The organism is Ruegeria sp. HKCCD7303 (assembly GCF_013111185.1).
Taxonomy (GTDB): domain Bacteria; phylum Pseudomonadota; class Alphaproteobacteria; order Rhodobacterales; family Rhodobacteraceae; genus Ruegeria.
Genome location: NZ_WVRE01000001.1, coordinates 60,617 through 77,606, shown reverse-complemented (window position 1 = coordinate 77,606; position 16,990 = coordinate 60,617). Strand labels below are relative to the sequence as shown.

Genomic DNA, 16,990 nt, shown 5'->3' with positions numbered 1-16,990 from the left:
CCGAACTGCACACGTCTGTGTTGACAGAATTCCGAAGCTGGCTAGGGAACATGACGCAACAAGTGCTGAACAGATCGGCGCTCCGAAATCGGTGCGGGTCGCCCTCACGCTAGAGGAGGGGATCCGATCTGGCAGACTGGACAAGGGTGCGCCGCTGGCCGAAGCGTCTCACTGGAACGCAGCCGCCTTCCTTGGCGTGCAGGATTCTCCGAGATTCTTGAAAGCGGGCTGGAAAACGGGTCTTTGACCGAAACGCTTCGCAATCAATGGCTGGGGTCAAAGGCGGCAGCGAATGGGCGCGCGTGTTACCGGCGCTTGGCGTGGAAGACGCAATTGTAATAGGGCTCGAGTTGGGTGAACCGATGTTGCGGCTGTGCAGATTGACACGATCGGCAGATGGCTCTGCCCTGGAATTTCACGAAAGCATTCTGGACCCGGACCTGTTCGTTCTGCATATGGCGTTCTGACGACGATGACCACCAAATGCATAGCTTTTGACAGCACCTGTGTAGCCCTTGCTGGCATGGTCATTGGCGACGCAATGGGAATGCCTTCCCAAACCCTGACGCGCGCCGAAATAGCGCGGCAATATACAAAGATCACAACCTATGTCGTCGTACTTCTTTCGCCAGAGGTAAGAGGATTGTGCAACAACGTCGATCTGTCTGATAGCGTCAAGACGGGACATACCTTGCCCGATCAGACCCAACCCATGATGTGCTTACTAGCCTGTTAAGCAAAAAAAACTGGATGAATTTATCGAGGTCCGATAGGTGTGCGTTTTGGCATTTCCCCGAGCGGTTAAGCCTTCGGAGCGCAGTTTCGATCTAGTCTCTGACGTGTCGATTGGTGATTAGTCGTGAGCCAGTATTCATCAATGTTGGGGCCCTTTTGAGCACACTTTGCGATCTTATCCAGTAAGGCTGGGACGCGGTCGCGTTCGAAAGGCCTGTCATTTCCTTTGCACTGGATCGCTACTTTGACGGAATGTCCGCTTCCCGCTACACAAAAACATCGACCGTTGGCGGTCAAGGAGACCAGCAGACGCGATTGCGCGACCCGCTCCGATAGAACATCCATAGGCGACTCAACCTCATTCACGAAAGCATCGCCGCAGAGCGCCATGAGTTTGCGCCAGGTTTTGCCGACCGCCATTGAAGTAAACTACTGAAATTTATTCCTAATCTTTCAATTGAAGTCATTTTCGGCAACAACCGGCTGGCGGCATTCTCTCCGATACCCAACGAGCGTATTCTCAATGAATTCTTGACAATTTCTATCATATGGTTACTTATTGCCTATCATATGGGGTATATTCATGTTGGAACCAATCCAGTACGCGCCCGATCAAGGCATCGTGCAACCTGTTGCGGAGGCAGACAAAATCGCGGCGATCGTCAAAGCCGTTGTTCGCGCAGCCGACGCTTGGGATTTGTCCAACGCTGAAGCAGCTGCACTCTTCGATGTGCCAAGTGCGACCTGGAGCCGAATGAAGTCTGGCACCTTTAAGGGCGTTCTCGACCAAGACAAGGTCACACGTGCGAGTCTGCTAATCGGCGTCTTCAAAGGCCTGCGGCTCCTGTTCAACGGTCCTTTGGCCTATGGATGGCCAAAAACTGCAAACTCCGGTCCTGGGTTTAATGGAAAGAGTCCAGTTCAGATCATGTGCGCAGGTGGTATCCCGGCGATGATGAAGGTTCGACAACACATAGATGCGCTCCGGGGTGGCGTGTGATCAGAGCTACAGATCTCGAAGAGGTAGAGTTTACGAATCCAACGACAGTTCGCCTGATCTCGACAGCCTACATTGACGAGCCCGCGATGGCTCCCTTGGCGGACGATGAGGACGACCTGGCAATCCTGGAAGAGATTGAAGGCTTTACCTCCGCACGCCGCACGATCACACTACCCGTGCCCGGCGGCCTTAATCCAGCCGAGCTTCTGACCGAAGCAGCTGGATACGGGTGGACCTATGTGAACGCTGCCTTTTGCTACACCAAGGCGACCGGAAACCGATTTAACGGACCTGATCGCGGTGCCTGGTACGCAAGCTATGGGGAGAATTCCATTGAAACAGCACAGGCCGAAGTGGCTTGGCACCTGACGCGCGAACTCGAGGCGACGGGCATTTACGAAAACATCACTGCCTACCGTGAACTGCTTGCAGGATTCACAACGCGACTGCACGACCTCAATGGCTGGGTTGGGCAAGATGCACTTAGTCCAGATACCGCGGTCGCATACCCGACCGGTCAAACCCTTGCGCAAGACGTGCTTAGTTCGGGCGGAAACGGACTACTCTATCCCTCCACCCGGCACGATGGGGGACAATGCCTTGTCGCTCTACGACCGCACTTGGTCCAAAATGTTCGTCAAGGCGACACTTGGACGTTCGAATGGGCCGGGGAGCCGATCCCTTCAGTTTCAAAACAATAAATGAAACACCACGATGATTTTTAGCGAAATTGTCGATCAATGAAAACCGGCGCACCATCTGATGTTGTACTTCAGACTTGCCTTCGAATATGACCCCCTTAACCTGCCTCGCTTTGTTGCTACCATGGAAGCTTTGGCAGTTTGCATGGAAACTTTATTCAACGAAAATGATTGAATTTGCGTCGCGTGGAAATCCTCTAACAATTGTCCGCGAAGTTCAAAATCGAGCAATAGTAACAAACCTAAACAAGCAAAAAAATGATTGATTCCTGTTTGGTTGTCCGCCCATCAAGTGTCTCGCCACGATATTTAGACCGGCTCTTGTTTTTCAAGCCCGACAACGGCGATGGAATTCGCCTGGCTGGTTAAATTCACGTTCCGAAACTAAATAGGGTCGGTCGGTATCTCACCCGCCGTCCCTTTTTCCATTTTGTGGGCGATCTCAGCGTCCAGCGAGTAAAACAACCCTCACCGTGCAGCCAAGATCCTAAAGCTGAACCCGCTTTGAATCCGCTGTTGGTCCAGCAAATTGGTGTATTCAGCTATAAGCAACCGTGTTTTGTTGCTGTATGCCGAGGCCTTCGATGGAAAGTCGAATTTGTTGACCTTCTCTCAGAAATACCGGTTCAGGCTTTTGCCCCATACCGACGCCCGGAGGCGTGCCGGTGGAAATGATATCGCCAGGCTCCAGAGTCATAAACCGGCTGCAATAGGAGATGAGTTCTGCCACTCCAAAGATCATTGTTGAGGTCGAACCATTCTGATATCGAACGCCGTCCACTTCTAACCACATGGCAAGTGCCTGCGGATCCGGAACTTCATCCCGAGTCACCAGCCATGGGCCAATCGGGCCAAATGTGTCACAGGATTTTCCTTTAACCCACTGACCGCCCCGCTCGATTTGAAACTCGCGTTCAGAAAGGTCATTTACAACGCAATATCCCGCGACGTACGAAAGGGCATCCGCCTCGGAGACATGACGAGCAGTTTTTCCAATCACGACCCCGAGTTCAACTTCCCAGTCAGACTTTTGAGAGCCTTTTGGGATAATGACATCATCAAAAGCGCCGACGATGGAACTGGTCGCTTTCATAAACAGGATCGGCTCACTAGGGATCGGCATATTCGCTTCCTTGGCATGATCGCTGTAGTTCAGCCCAATGCACAAGAACTTCCCGATACCGGATACACAGGCCCCCAGACGAGCCCCTTCTTCTGCTAGCGGAAGACTGGAGACGTCCGCGGACCGAAGAACTTCAAGCGCGGAATCGGTAAGCACGTCACTGTTGATATCAGCGACAACTGTCGACAAGTCGCGGATCCTTCCTTCTTCGTCTACAATTCCCGGTTTTTCCTGGCCCGGTGAACCAAATCGCACAAGTTTCATTTCATCTCCGATTTTATGCTAGAGCAGTTGGGCTATAGCCCTAAGCCTAGATTTCGATGCGATGGTGTGGTCAATTTCATCGTTATGAACATAAACCAGCTCAAAACGCTACTCGCAGTCATTGAACAGAAATCTTTTGCTGCTGCAGGGGAAGTCATCGGGCTGTCGCCTTCGGCTGTAAGCCTTCAGATAAAGGCCATGGAAGATGAGTTGGGCGTACAGTTGTTTGACCGTATCAAGCGACCCCCTGTACCGACGGCGCGGGGACGCGCTCTGGCAGAGCACGCGCAACAGACTCTGACCCTCTTCGAAGCGTCGGCGCGTGTAGCACGGGGTGAGATCGTCAGATCAAGATTGGCGATTGGGGCTGTCCCCACGGCCTTGGCAAGCTTCCTTACGGTTGGCCTGAAGGCGCTGCAGACGACCTATCCCGCCTTGCAGGTCGAGGTAAAAAACGGAAGTTCATCTGCATTGGCCCAGAAGCTCACGGATGGGCATGTAGACGTTGCGATATGCACCAAACCTGTGAACCCGATCCCCGGTCTGGATTGGCACAGTATCGCGATTGAACCTTTCGTTGTTGTAGCTCCAGCGCATGCCAAGGGCGACAAATGGCAGGACTTGCTGCGCACGCAACCGTTTATCTGGTTCAACCGTAAGACTTGGGCAGGCCAGAGCATTGAAGAAGAACTGCGTGCTCAGAACATTGACGTGAAAAGTGCGATGGAGATCGACTCACTGGATGCAATTTCCAATCTTGTCAGTGAGGGGCTCGGGGTTTCGATTGTTCCGCTCTGCAAAGGTCGTCGGCCATTTTCGAACCGCCTGCGCACGCTTCCTTTTGGGGATCCGCCGTTTTCCCGAGAGATCGGAGCTTTCACAAACTCCGACGGCCGGGCAGATCTTGTAATCGATACTTTCATAGGGGCGCTGCAGTCTTCATGAGGAAACCTCATGCAAGAAACAAGAAATTGAAACTAACATAAATTTTTTTGGCGATGCTATGCTGACTTTATCAACAAGGCGAGCGCACCATGCTTCAAGACGCTAACTATTCAGCAACCCCGTCATTCGAGCTATCCGTCAGACAACGCGAAATTCAAAACAAGGCTCGGCACATCGCCGAAACCGTCTCCGGCCCGCTTGCTGCAGAAACTGATCGTTCCGAGAGGTATCCGGTCCGCGTTGTCGAAGCGATGACCAAATCGGGGCTAATGGGCATGAGCGTTCCCAAATCGCTTGGCGGTCCTGGTCACAGCTATTTTGACGTCGCACTTGTTGTTGAAGAGTTGGCTGCAAAATGTGGAGTATCGGGTCGGATCGCTGTTGAAGGAAATATGGGAGCCGTCGGCGCGATTATCACCTACGGATCACACGACCAAAAGAAAAGTGCGGCAGCGCATGTGTTGGCCGGTGACAAACCGGCAATCTGTATCACAGAGCCTGATGCAGGAAGCGCCGCGACCGAAATGACCACTACAGCGGTGCGCGAAGGCAATGCATGGGTTTTGAAGGGAAAGAAACACTGGATCACGGGAGGTGGCGTCTCGCAGCTCTATTTGATCTTTGCCAGAGTTATTGAAGAGGGCGAATTCAAAGGGATCGGTGGCTTTATAGGCTATCTGGGCGAAGACGGGCTGATGATCGGCGCGCGTGAGCCGACGCTGGGCCTTCGTGGCATCCCGGAAACCGAGGTCATTCTGGATAATCTGCGCCTGCCCCTGGACCGGTTGATTTCACCGCCCGACGGGCTGAAGCATGGCTTTTCCGCATTGATGAACGCCTACAATGCGCAACGCGTCGGGGCGGCGGCGGTCGCGCTTGGGATCGCACGCGGAGCGTATGAGGCAACGTTGGCGTTTGTAAAAACGCGCGAGCAGTTCGGTCGCCCGATTGCCGAATTCCAGGGTCTGCAGTGGATTATTGCCGATATGTCGATGCAGATTGATGCCGCTCGGATGATGATCTGGCGCGCAGCGGCCAGTGCAGACCGACAGCACTTAGGTTTTCCTGATCCCATGTTGGCGGCGCAAGCCAAGGTCTTCGCCTCGGAAATGGCGGTGAAAGTGACCAACGACGCGTTGCAGTTACACGGCGCACGCGGGTATTCGCGCAACACTCCCATCGAGCGCATGATGCGTGATGCACGAATGTTCACAATAGGCGGCGGCACGGCGCAAATGCTGCGCAACCTCGTGGCTGGACAGGTTTTGAAAATGAAAACCCCGCAAACACGGGGTGGATATCTTCCGAAAAACGAAAACGCTTGAAGAAACAATCAGAGACCAAGACGTATTGGACAAAGCGCATCCCCTGGCTTTGAAGCGGCGCGGAAGGCGTGATGTTTCCCGGAGAATGCACAACCGACGGCGTGAGCAACTTAGACTTGCAATTGGCTTAGCTTTCCAGCGGAATACCTTCACCTTAATTTCAGCTTTTGTTGGAAGGAGTGCGCATGACGGCCGTATCTGAAGTCTCACACAAACGGGCAACTTTCACCGATTGTCGGGGCGTGCCAATCTCGTATAAAGACTCCAAGGCCATTGACGGATTGGAACGCGCGATTGAGATGTCGTTGTCTTTTCGGGGCGACGCGATTGCGGAAATCGACGCGGTTCTGGCCGAGCATCCTGAATTTATCATGGGTTGGCTTTTTAAGGCCGGTTGGCTGACCCAATCCATGGAAACTCGCATCTACAGCGAGATGGTCGCGGCTTTGGACGAGGCGGGCAAGCGCCTCAAATCCGCCAATGATCGCGAGATTGGCCATTACGAGGCGGTCAAAGCCTGGGTAAATGGTGACTTCTACGGTGCGGTGCAGAAATGGGAGGCCGTGCTGGTAAAATACCCCATGGACCTCTTGGCAATGGAGTTGGTTCACTACACCGACGTTCTTCTGGGAGACGTCGCTGGGCAGCGCGACGTGGTCGCCCGCGCCTCCACGCTCTGGGAAGAAAGTATACCCGGATACGAATTCGTGCTGGGTTTCTATGCTTTTGGCCTCGAAGAGAACCGTGACTTTTCCCACGCCGAACAATTGGCGCGTCAGGCTTTGGCCATTCGCCCTGATCACCCCTACGCCGTGCATGCTGTCGCCCACGTTATGGAAATGCGTGGCCGCCAGATGGGCGGCGTGCGGTTCATGCAAGAACGCGCAGGTGAATGGGGCACGTCCAATTTCGCCAATCACCTTTGGTGGCACACCGCACTCTACCACCTTGATATCGAGCAATACGACAAGGTGTACGAAATTTTCGATGCGCATTTGGACTCGCGCCAGAAGGACGGCAATAAATATGAGGAACTGGACGCTTCAGCCTTGCTGTGGCGCATCAACCTTGTTGGCCAAGAGTCTGGCGACCGATGGAAACACCTCGCGGACAAGTGGGAGCCCGCCGCGCAGGACACGCTTTATGCGTTTAACGATGTCCACGCGATGATGACCTTTGTGTCAGATAACAGGGTCGAGGCACAAGACAAGCTATTGACGGCCAATGAGCGATATCTAGAAAACGCGTCTGATGCCAACGTCGCCATGAGCCGTGAGATTGGTATGCCTTTCTGCCTGGCCATGCGCGATTTCAAGAATGAGAAATATGGTGATTGCGTGGATCGGCTTTTGCCCGTCCGCTACCTGACCCACCGGCTTGGCGGATCCTTTGCTCAGCGTGACATCATCGGTTGGACATTGTTGGAGGCCGCCTTACGTGCGCGTCGGTTTGATCTTGCACTGGCCTTGGCCAACGAGCGCACCGCGCTCAAACCAACCTCGGCGCAGAACTGGCGGGCCGTAGCGCGGGCGTTCAAAGGGTTGGGCGACACTTCCAATGCTGATCGGGCGATAGCCAAGGCGCAATCCCTAATCCTTGCGTGATCGGGCCAGACCCTTTCGGTTTACATATGAAAAGGCCTTTAAGCGCCCCGACCGGTGACGCTGTGCCGCCATTGTGAAGTGAACTTACTTACCTATTGGGTGGTCAGGTTCGTACTTGAAAAACTGAGAGCCAACATTAAAAGCGAAACGGCACCCAACCACGCTGCAATTACACGGAAAGAAATTCCAACCCACGGCCGTGTAAAGTGCTTCCCGACCAAAAAGCAAATACCCACAAGATACAGCAAACCTAAGTTGGCACCGATCATCGAACCGGACATCGTGAACACCCTGTCTTGGGATGGGCCATCGTCCGGCACCGAAGCATCACCGATCAAAAATGCACCCAGCCCGATCACTAAGGTTGCAAGAAGCGTAGGTTTTCCGGGAAAAAGTGCAGCCGTTGAACAAGCCAAAAAGGCCATTGCAAACATCATTGAATCGATTTCAGCAAAGCCAATCGCGAAAATGAGGCCAGCTAGGCTGGTGACAAAAAACTTACAAGAAGAAATCTCGCATGTGCTGGTTTGAACCCGCCAGCAAGCAAACGCAGGCCAATCATCAGCAGGGCTTGCGGTGGCGTTGAAAAGGGGTGGATTATTCCAACGTAAAACCCCTCGATACCCGGCAGGGAACTATGTGCCGACGCCGGATCGGCCACCAACACCAATGGGACAGATGCAAGGGGTTTGGGGTCGTTCATCCTCAGGCGACACCCGTGAGAAACGCAATCCCGGCAAAAGCAATCAGACCACCCGCGCCGCAAAACCACCACCATACCCATCGCCGGAGTGGGCGTACGCGGCAAATGTAGTAAGAAAGTATACCAAAGAAATAGCAAGAAGGCTGTGCACGATACGAGTAGGGAAAACAATTACCCCTTTGAAAAGGGGCCCTTCATTATTGGTAAGCTACGTATTCGAATGATTAAACGTGAGATGATCCAAGCGTTGTCTAAGCGTATGCCGCCCCGCGCAGTTAGGCACTACTATGCCTCCCCCTCTGTTCTGACAATACTGGTGCTGGGATTGGCAGACACATCCTCAAGCATCGCAAGGACTTCAGATTTCCAGCCCGCTTTGATGTTCAGGGCCAACTGTGAAGGAGGGCGGTGTACTGGCTCTAATATCGCGTATTCATACCTAAGTGGGCTTTCGATGGGCAGAAACACGACCTTTCCGCCAGACAGCTGCAATTCCCGTTCGGTTGCAACGGTCAGAGGATCCACGATTGTGCAACACTGCCCCGAACTTACGAAGGGGATCAGGGGTAAAAAGTACTGACAGGTCACCGTCGAGTTATACTGAGCAGAGGCCCCTTGGAACTGTGCCCTTATTTTGCGCTGAAACGGGTGCGTCTCATGAAGACCACCCATTGGAACCCCGTCGAGATCGGAGACCGAGATGCGATCACGTACGGCAAGCGGGTTTTCTCGGTCAATGGCACAGAAACAATCCGCCATAATCAATTCGACGGAATACTGCGGCCCTTTACCGTTGGAATGTTCGAAATCCGCAAAGCCAAAATCGATATTCTGTGTTCCCGCAAGCTCGATAATTTGCGGTGAGCTGCGCGTTGACAAAGTGATTTTAATGTCAGGGTTTTCACCAACTGACTGGCTAATAAACCGCGGGAACAAAAAGGCAGAAGGACCGGGCATGGTTGCAATATTCAGGCTGCCTGAATGCCCTTTAATAAGCCCCTCCATTGTGTTGGAGATCGCAGCTAGACGGTCCAAGATACCAGTCGTCTCAGCAAGCAAATAATGCGCTTCGGGGACCGGCACCAACCGCCGCCCTTTACGCTCAAACAATGTCAAACCCAGAGTTTTTTCCAGGTTCTTCAGTGCCAAGCTGATCGCTGGTTGGGTGCGGTTCAGCTTTCTGGCCGTCTGAGCGATGGAGCCTGTTTCCATAACTTCGCGAAAGACTGTGAGCTGTGTCAGGTTCATAACTCATATATAAGCTAAACTTTAGTTTTGTGAAATATAACAAATTTGTATTAATGAAATTTGTCTTTACGCTTTCAGGATCGAGGTTCGGGAAAACCGAATCCCACGATCCAACAACGGAGACGACTATGAAACTAGTGAAATGTCTGACGGGTCTGGCTTTGGCTGGTGCGCTGGCCGCACCGGCGCTGGCGCAGGATCCGACCTTTTTCCGCATCGGCACCGGTGGAGCTGGTGGAACCTATTTCCCCATCGGTGGCACCATTGCGAACGGTATCTCGGCCCCTCCGGGCTCGCGTCCTTGCGAAGAGGGTGGCCAATGCGGCGTACCAGGACTCATCGCGATTGCACAATCGACAACTGCGTCTGTCTTTAACAATGCTGCCGTACAGAATGGCGAGCTTGAGGCCGGTCTTGCCGCAGCCGACGTGACCCGCTCGATGTATCTTGGCGAAGGCAAATTTGAAGGCAAACCCCACCCCAACCTGCGCATCGTCGCAAACCTGTTCCCCGAAGACCTGCATCTGGTGCTTCCAGCCGGTGAGACGATCAACGATCTGAGCGATCTGGAAGGAAAACGCGTTGGTATTGCGCAGGCCGGTTCTGGTACGCAGGTTGCAGTTTTGCAGATGTTGGACGCCTGGGGCGTCAACCGCGACAACATGGAAGAAGCCGAGCTGAACAACAGCCAAAGCGCCGAGCGTCTGGCAGATGGTCAGTTGGACGCCTATTTCTACGCTGCAGGTTGGCCTGTTGCCGCGATGGTGCAGTTGTCTTCGACCAAAGGCATGAACCTGCATTCCTTCAGCGACGAAGATCTGGCGAAGATCAACGAGATCATCCCAGCCTATATCCCGTCCGCCATCCCTGGCGGCGTTTATGAAGGAATCGACGCAGAAACCAAGACCCCTGCGGTCAGCGCGATGCTTGTGGTGTCCTCTGAGTTGTCGGAAGACCTAGTTTATCAGTTGACCAAAGCTTTGTGGAACGACAACACCCGCAAACTGCTGGACAATGGCCATGCAAAAGGCAAGCAGATCACGCCTGACACGGCGCTGGACGGTGTCGAAGCCTTGGGTGTTCCGCTGCATCCGGGTGCCGAGAAATTCTATAAAGAAGCCGGTCTGCTTCAGTAAACGAACCCAATTGAAACCTGTCGCTGGTGCCCCTTATGCGGGGCACCGCACTCTGGAAATTTGCGAAATCGGGGGGCCATCATGTCCGAGACCCAGAAACTTGATGACCACGAACTGACGGCCGAGGAACTGGCGGCCATCGAAGAACAGTTCGATGAAGGTGCTGCCGTCCGGCAAGTCACGCCCACCACAGGCAAGGTACTGCGCGTTGTCGCCCTGATCTTTGCGTTTTATGAATTTTTTACTGCCGGATTTGGCCTGCCCGCCGACCATTGGCATATGGGTATCTATTTGGCGCTGCTGTTCATTCTTGTCTACGCCACGATCCCGATTGTCGGGGCCAAAAGCCTATATGCCCTTAAGGTCAGCCGGTTCCGCATTGGGAATATCCCCCTCTACGACCTGGTTTTCATGGCGCTTGGCATCACGGCCGCGTTGTATGTTGGTCTTGCCTGGCGCGGCATTCCGTTTCTGGGAATCGAGGAACAGACCTTCCGAATGGGCAATCCCAACGGATATGATGTGTTTCTTGGCGTCATCATCATCCTGCTGGTGCTGGATATAGCCCGCCGCACGTTAGGGTGGGTGCTTCCGCTGATCATCTGTGTCTTTATCTCATACGCCCTGCTGGGGCCGTACTTCCCCGGGTTGTTGCAACATCCCGGCGTGAACTTCAAAACCTTCGTTTCGTCGATGTACTTCCCGCAAGAGGGTATCTACGGGGTCACTCTGTGGGTTGTTTCAACCATCGTCTTTCATTTTGTCCTGTTTGGCGTCATCGCCCAGCGCACCGGATTGGGACAATTGTTTATCGACAACGCTACAATTTTGGCGGGCCGCTACACAGGCGGTCCGGCAAAAGTGTCGGTGGTGTCCTCGGCCTTCTTCGGCACGATCTCGGGTTCTTCGGTGGCCAACACCGTATCAACCGGCGCGCTGACAATTCCCAACATGAAGCGCCTAGGATACCCCGGCCACTTTGCCGGGGGTGTCGAGGCCGCGTCTTCGGCTGGTGGACAAATCACCCCACCGATCATGGGGGCCGCCGCCTTCATCATGGCCGAATTTCTTGAAGTTCCTTATACCACTATCGTCATCGCGGCGATCTTCCCGGCCATCCTCCACTACGTAGGCGTCTTTGCCGTGGTGCATCTGATGGCACGCAAACTGAACCTACAGGGCCTTGCCAAGGAACAACTGCCGCAACTCAAAGCCGTCTGGGCCGAAGGTTGGGCCAATATCGTACCTCTGATCGGACTGCTTGTCGTTTTGTTCACTGGCTACACGCCGTTCATGTCAGCTTTCTGCGGAATCTCACTTGCGGTCATCGCAGGCATGTCGCGGCTCAGGCAACCTCCAACCTTGATTTACGCGGCAGCCTTTTTGGCCTTTGTGCTTTGGAAATTCTCGGACGGCGGATTCGACCTGAACATGACCCTGATCTTATGTGGGCTTTCAGCAGTCGCAACTTTGAACCCCCAGAAACGCATCGAAGTACCTGAAATGCTGCAAGCGGTCGAACTGGGCGTAAAATACTCACTGGCCGTAGGTGCTGCGGCGGCCGCGGTTGGCATTGTTGTCGGTGTGATCAACACCACCGGCATCGGCTTCCGCATCGGCTTCATGGTGACACAGGGCGCGGGGAATCTGGCGGCTGATCTTTACAACATGATCTCATTCGGCAGCTTCCAGTTGTTTGCCATGGAAGACCTTCAGCTGTTTATCTCGCTTGTTTTCATAGCCGTAGTCTGCATTCTGATGGGTGCAGGCATTCCCACCACTGCACTATACATCATGCTGGTCTCTGTAGCACAGCCAGCACTGGCGCAGTTGGGCGTTCCACCCATCGCAAGTCATCTGTTCGTGTTGTACTATGGTGTTGTGTCCGAGATCACACCTCCGGTCTGCACCTCAGCCTACGCGGCAGCGGCCATTGCGAACTCCAACCCATTCCGAACCGGTTTGTCCGCCTTTACCCTTGGGCTGGGCAAGGTGATCGCGCCAATGGCTTTTGTCTACGCTCCGGTGCTGTTGTTTGTATCCTCAACCGGGTTTGATCTGTGGGAGTTCACATACACTGCGGCCAGCTGTATCGCCGGTGTCATCGCCCTGTCCGCAGCTGTGGTCGGTTACTGGCTGAAGTCATTGAACATAGCGTCGCGTATTTTGATGGCGATCGCGGGGGTGATCTTCGTCGCGCCAAGCCTGACAGCGGACCTGATCGCATTGGCAGTGGCCTCGCCAGTCATCATCACCCAATTGATCGCGCGCAATCGCACCCATTCTCCGGCCTGACAGGATGACACAACAAGTTACCATCATAGGCGCTGGCATCGTCGGCATTTGTTGCGCGCTGTCGTTGCAAGAGCGGGGCATACCTGTCCGTCTTGTAGACCGGGGTGAGCCAGGCCAGGAAACATCATTTGGCAATGCAGGCGTGGTGTCACCTTGGTCGATAATTCCTCAGGCAGTTCCTGGAATTTGGAAGAAACTGCCGCAAATGCTGTTGGATCCGAAAAGTGCGCTGTCGGTACGGGCGTCATTCTGGCCGAAGATGATCCCTTGGGGGATGCGCTTTCTGGGAAAATCCGGCGAAAAAACCGTTCGTGAAGTCTCGGATGCGATGGAGCTTTTGTGCCGTCCATCCATCGATTTGTACCGCCGGCATCTGCACGGCACCGGGCACGAAGATTTAATTGCCGACAGTTATTACATCCACGCTTTCCGCAATTCTGATCAGGCCAGCCTGGACGAGCTTGGTTATCGGATCCGCCGAGAAAAAGGCGGTGAATTGGAGCGTGTGGACAGCGCCGAGTTGCAGCGCCTGGAACCTGCGCTTTCAAAAGCGTTCAAGGCCGCAATTGTGATCAAAGGCCAGGCGCGCGCGATCTCTCCGGGACGCTTGGGCACTGTGCTTGCAGAAAAAGCGCGCGCGCAGGGGGCCGAATTCGTGCGAACCGAAGTCACCAAGCTGACACAAGCCGAAGGAGGCAATTGGCAGCTTGATACTTCGCAAGGCAAAATACATGCACATCATGTCGTTCTTGCCGCCGGGGTATGGTCTGCCGACCTGCTGAAGCCATTAGGACTTCCCGTACCACTTGTGGCTGAACGGGGTTACCATGTTGAATTCCCTAACCCCTCTGCGGTGCTGAACAATTCGGTCATGGACGTGGATGCAAAGATCGTCGCAAGCTCGATGCAAGGTGGATTGAGAGTTGCTGGTACAGCCGAGTTCGCAAGCGTCGATGCTCCAGCCAATCCACGAAAAGAAAAGATTCTGACCGAGCAAGCCAAAGCATTGGTGCCGGAGCTTAATACAGGCGAACCGCAGTTTTGGATGGGCCGTCGCCCCTCTTTTCCCGACAGCCTGCCTGCGATTGGGCCGCTGAAGGGCAAAGACGGTTTATTTGCCGCGTTTGGACACTCTCACTACGGCCTGATGATGGCGCCGAAGACTGGGGAACTTGTGGCAGACCTTGTGTCTGATCGCAGCCCAAATATCGATTTGGCCCCATTTTCGCTGGACCGTTTCTAAATCTCCAATTCGAAAGGACCTGAGCACATGCCAATCTACAATGGCGGTCAAAACATTTGCGGGGCTTCGATCGGGGTTTTGTGCCTTGAAAGTTATTTCCCCAAACCCCCAGGACACATCAAGAATCCGTCCAGCCTTCCGTTTCCGGTGCTCTACGAAATGATAAGCGGGATCACCGTCCCTACCCTTCTAAACAACCCAACGCCTGAGTTGCTGGCTCCATTTATTGAGGGCGCAAAACGCCTTGAAGCCGAAGGTGTTCGGGCCATCACCGGAAGCTGCGGTTTTCTGGCGTTGTTCCAAAAAGAACTGGCCGCGGCTGTTTCTGTACCTGTCTTTGCATCCAGTCTTATTCAGGTGCCTCTGGCCTTTCATATGACCGGAGCAAGTGCTCCAGTGGGCGTGCTGACTGCAGACGCTTCAGCGCTGACAGCGAAGCACTTCGAAGGTGTCGGAGCAGCTACCATCCCCGTTGCAGTGCAAGGTTTAGAAGACACCAATGAATTCGCAGAGGTGATCTTACGGAACACGCGGACACGCATGGACACCGACCTGATCGAGGCCGAAGTTCTGGAAGCTGCGCGAAAGCTCATACAACGTGCACCTGATATTCGGTCGCTGGTTTTGGAATGTACCGATTTGCCGCCATATGCCGCGCTCCTTCAGGAAGAGCTGCGTCTTCCAGTCTTCGATTTGACGACATTGGCACAGATGGCGCATACCGTTGCCACGCGCAAAACTTATGGAGGCCTCATGCCTTGGGCGTAAAAGCGCCTGCAGTATCATGAGGGACAACGGGGAAATCAGTGTCCGTTGACTATTCTATCTTGATGGTCGCCATAGGCCTTGGTGCTATGATGCAGGTCGGTGTCGGCATCGGATTTAGCATCATTGCCGGGCCACCGATGATGATCCTTCTTGGAACGGCAACAGCAGTTCCGATACTGCTACTTTTGAACACTGTCGTTTCAGCGGTCGCAACAGACCAACGGGTGCTGAAGAGCGACAAACAGACAATTCGCACGGCAATCATTGGTTGCCTCGTCGGAGTGGTGTCAGGCCTGTCGATCTACCCCTGGCTAAGCGAAGCGTTTGTCCTTGTTCTGACGGCCAGCCTTTTGCTGATTGGGCTTCTTACGACTTTGCTGCCCGTTCGTTGCTCAATTGGTACAGCAGGATTTTCAACCGTTTCCGGTTTGTCAGGGGTGGCAACCGTTTGGGCGGCGACGCCCGGCCCGCTAATGGTTTTCGGATTGATTGCGAAAGGCCATTCCGCCAAAGAGGTTGCAAAACTGGTGCAACCCATTGCGCTGGTGGCGTACGGTATCGCTTTTGTTTTACACTGCCTGACAGAGACTCAGATGCTCAGTTTTGGCCCGCAACTTTGGGGTTTTATCGCGCTCACACTGACAGGCAGCCTGCTTGGTCGCACTGTAGGCCCCCACTTACCGCAGACACTGGTCACGACTGCCATCCGCGTGATTTCCTTTATCGCCTGCGGTGTTCTTTTTCATCGCGCATTGACGATCGCGTAACTTCGAAGGTCAAACCATGATGCAAAAAAACATTCTGGACAGGTTCCCTAGAGCCCAACTCATGTCTGGCCCTACACCCTTGGAGCGGTTGGACAGGCTGTCTTTAGAACTGGGTATAGACCTATGGTTGAAACGTGATGATCTGACAGGTCTTGGATTTGGCGGAAATAAAACGCGGCAACTTGAATTCTACTTTGGCGATGCTGTTCGACAAGGCGCCGACACTATTCTGATCACTGGCGCTGTTCAGTCTAACTTTGTTCGATCTGCGGCAGCTGCGGCTGCCAAATTGGGCATGCAATCCGTGCTGCAGCTGGAAGAGCGTGTACCAGATATGGGTAAGGAGTATTACAGGTCCGGGAATGTGTTGCTTGCAAAGATTTTAGGTGCGGAACACTTGAGCTTTCCCGAGGGCGAAAACGAAGTTGGTGCCGACGCTGCGTTACACGCGCGGGCCGAAGAACTGAGAGTGCAAGGACGCAAACCCTATGTCATTCATCTGGGTTTACAACATCCACCTTTAGGTGCCTTGGGCTACGTCGCTGCCGGACAAGAATTGTGCCAGCAGATGTCGAATGTTGACGCGGTCGTCGTCCCTTCAGGTAGCGGCGCAACACACGCTGGTATATTGGCAGGCCTCGCGCTGGAAAAGAATGCCTGTTCTGTGTTTGGGGTTTGCGTTCGCCGAAATCAACACAAGCAAAAAACCCGAATGAACACTGTCCTGCAGAAACTAGCGGATTTGCTGGAAATCGACGCTGGGCCCTTGCAAGACAAGGTCACCGTTCTGGACGAGGTGTTATCCCCTGGCTACGGCAGACTAAGCGAAGTGACCCGTGCAGCCTTGGAAAAGATGGCGCGCACCGAAGGAATATTCCTTGACCCCGTTTATTCCGCAAAAACATTTGCGGGGTTATTGCACCTGCTGAGTAAAGGAGACATTCAGCCCAGGCAAACGGTTGTTTTGCTGCATACAGGGGGGCTACCTGCGCTCTTCGGATACCAAAACGAACTGGCAGACAACATGGAATCAAGCCAACCAAATTAGTCTCAATAGCCTGCCGACTTGCGCGGCAGATTTATTGTTGCTGAACGCGATTGACCTCAACGGCCATCTGCTGTTTGGCGTCGAC

At 53.9% G+C, this 16,990-nt stretch carries 15 protein-coding genes; 13 read left to right on the top strand and 2 right to left on the bottom strand.

The window, feature by feature from the left end:
* Window positions 1-266 precede the first annotated feature (266 nt).
* The 3 genes from GS630_RS00345 to GS630_RS00335 all read left to right on the top strand — a co-directional run bounded on the left by GS630_RS00345 (window position 267) and on the right by GS630_RS00335 (window position 2,436).
* Window positions 267-467 (top strand): hypothetical protein, encoded by a 201-nt coding sequence (locus GS630_RS00345; RefSeq protein WP_171620784.1) that lies wholly within the window; start codon window positions 267-269, stop codon window positions 465-467.
* An 851-nt stretch (window positions 468-1,318) separates the two neighbouring features.
* A complete protein-coding gene (locus GS630_RS00340) occupies window positions 1,319-1,735 on the top strand; it encodes an antitoxin Xre-like helix-turn-helix domain-containing protein (protein WP_171711807.1) in 417 nt (138 codons plus the stop codon).
* Complete coding sequence (locus tag GS630_RS00335; RefSeq protein WP_216599809.1) at window positions 1,732-2,436, top strand: RES family NAD+ phosphorylase; 705 nt, start codon at window positions 1,732-1,734, stop codon at window positions 2,434-2,436. Before GS630_RS00340 ends, GS630_RS00335 begins: the two co-directional genes overlap by 4 nt.
* A 538-nt stretch (window positions 2,437-2,974) precedes the next feature.
* Here GS630_RS00335 and GS630_RS00330 read toward each other — a convergent pair.
* A complete protein-coding gene (locus tag GS630_RS00330; RefSeq protein WP_171176400.1) occupies window positions 2,975-3,823 on the bottom strand; it encodes a fumarylacetoacetate hydrolase family protein in 849 nt (282 codons plus the stop codon).
* A 15-nt stretch (window positions 3,824-3,838) separates the two neighbouring features.
* Between GS630_RS00330 and GS630_RS00325 the strand changes: the two genes are divergently transcribed.
* From GS630_RS00325 to GS630_RS00310, 4 genes are all read left to right on the top strand, one after another.
* Entirely contained in the window at window positions 3,839-4,768 is a 930-nt protein-coding gene (locus GS630_RS00325; RefSeq protein ID WP_371809160.1) for a LysR family transcriptional regulator, read from the top strand.
* Window positions 4,769-4,857: 89 nt separating this feature from the next.
* A complete protein-coding gene (gene acdA, locus GS630_RS00320) occupies window positions 4,858-6,093 on the top strand; it encodes a 3-sulfinopropanoyl-CoA desulfinase (protein WP_171176396.1) in 1,236 nt (411 codons plus the stop codon).
* 185 nt (window positions 6,094-6,278) lie between these two features.
* Complete coding sequence (locus GS630_RS00315) at window positions 6,279-7,697, top strand: tetratricopeptide repeat protein (RefSeq protein WP_171176394.1); 1,419 nt, start codon at window positions 6,279-6,281, stop codon at window positions 7,695-7,697.
* 255 nt (window positions 7,698-7,952) lie between these two features.
* On the top strand, window positions 7,953-8,228 hold the full coding sequence (locus tag GS630_RS00310) for a hypothetical protein (protein WP_171711806.1): 276 nt from the start codon (window positions 7,953-7,955) through the stop codon (window positions 8,226-8,228).
* A 457-nt stretch (window positions 8,229-8,685) separates the two neighbouring features.
* On the opposite strand, the gene GS630_RS00305 is transcribed toward GS630_RS00310, so the two are convergent.
* The gene (locus GS630_RS00305) at window positions 8,686-9,648 is read right to left on the bottom strand and encodes a LysR family transcriptional regulator (protein ID WP_171176390.1); all 963 of its coding nucleotides are present in this window, start codon (window positions 9,646-9,648) and stop codon (window positions 8,686-8,688) included.
* 128 nt (window positions 9,649-9,776) lie between these two features.
* On the opposite strand from GS630_RS00305, the gene GS630_RS00300 reads away from it, so the two are divergent.
* The 6 genes from GS630_RS00300 to GS630_RS00275 all read left to right on the top strand — a co-directional run bounded on the left by GS630_RS00300 (window position 9,777) and on the right by GS630_RS00275 (window position 16,905).
* Window positions 9,777-10,784, top strand: a complete 1,008-nt coding sequence (locus GS630_RS00300; RefSeq protein WP_171620781.1) for a TAXI family TRAP transporter solute-binding subunit — start codon at window positions 9,777-9,779, stop codon at window positions 10,782-10,784.
* 81 nt (window positions 10,785-10,865) lie between these two features.
* Window positions 10,866-13,079 (top strand): TRAP transporter fused permease subunit, encoded by a 2,214-nt coding sequence (locus tag GS630_RS00295; RefSeq protein ID WP_171176386.1) that lies wholly within the window; start codon window positions 10,866-10,868, stop codon window positions 13,077-13,079.
* A 4-nt stretch (window positions 13,080-13,083) separates the two neighbouring features.
* Window positions 13,084-14,322, top strand: a complete 1,239-nt coding sequence (locus GS630_RS00290; protein WP_171620780.1) for an FAD-binding oxidoreductase — start codon at window positions 13,084-13,086, stop codon at window positions 14,320-14,322.
* A 27-nt stretch (window positions 14,323-14,349) separates the two neighbouring features.
* On the top strand, window positions 14,350-15,090 hold the full coding sequence (locus GS630_RS00285) for an aspartate/glutamate racemase family protein (RefSeq protein ID WP_171176381.1): 741 nt from the start codon (window positions 14,350-14,352) through the stop codon (window positions 15,088-15,090).
* A 38-nt stretch (window positions 15,091-15,128) separates the two neighbouring features.
* Window positions 15,129-15,857 (top strand): hypothetical protein, encoded by a 729-nt coding sequence (locus GS630_RS00280; protein ID WP_171176379.1) that lies wholly within the window; start codon window positions 15,129-15,131, stop codon window positions 15,855-15,857.
* Window positions 15,858-15,873: 16 nt separating this feature from the next.
* Window positions 15,874-16,905, top strand: a complete 1,032-nt coding sequence (locus GS630_RS00275; protein ID WP_371809901.1) for a D-cysteine desulfhydrase family protein — start codon at window positions 15,874-15,876, stop codon at window positions 16,903-16,905.
* Window positions 16,906-16,990 lie beyond the last annotated feature (85 nt).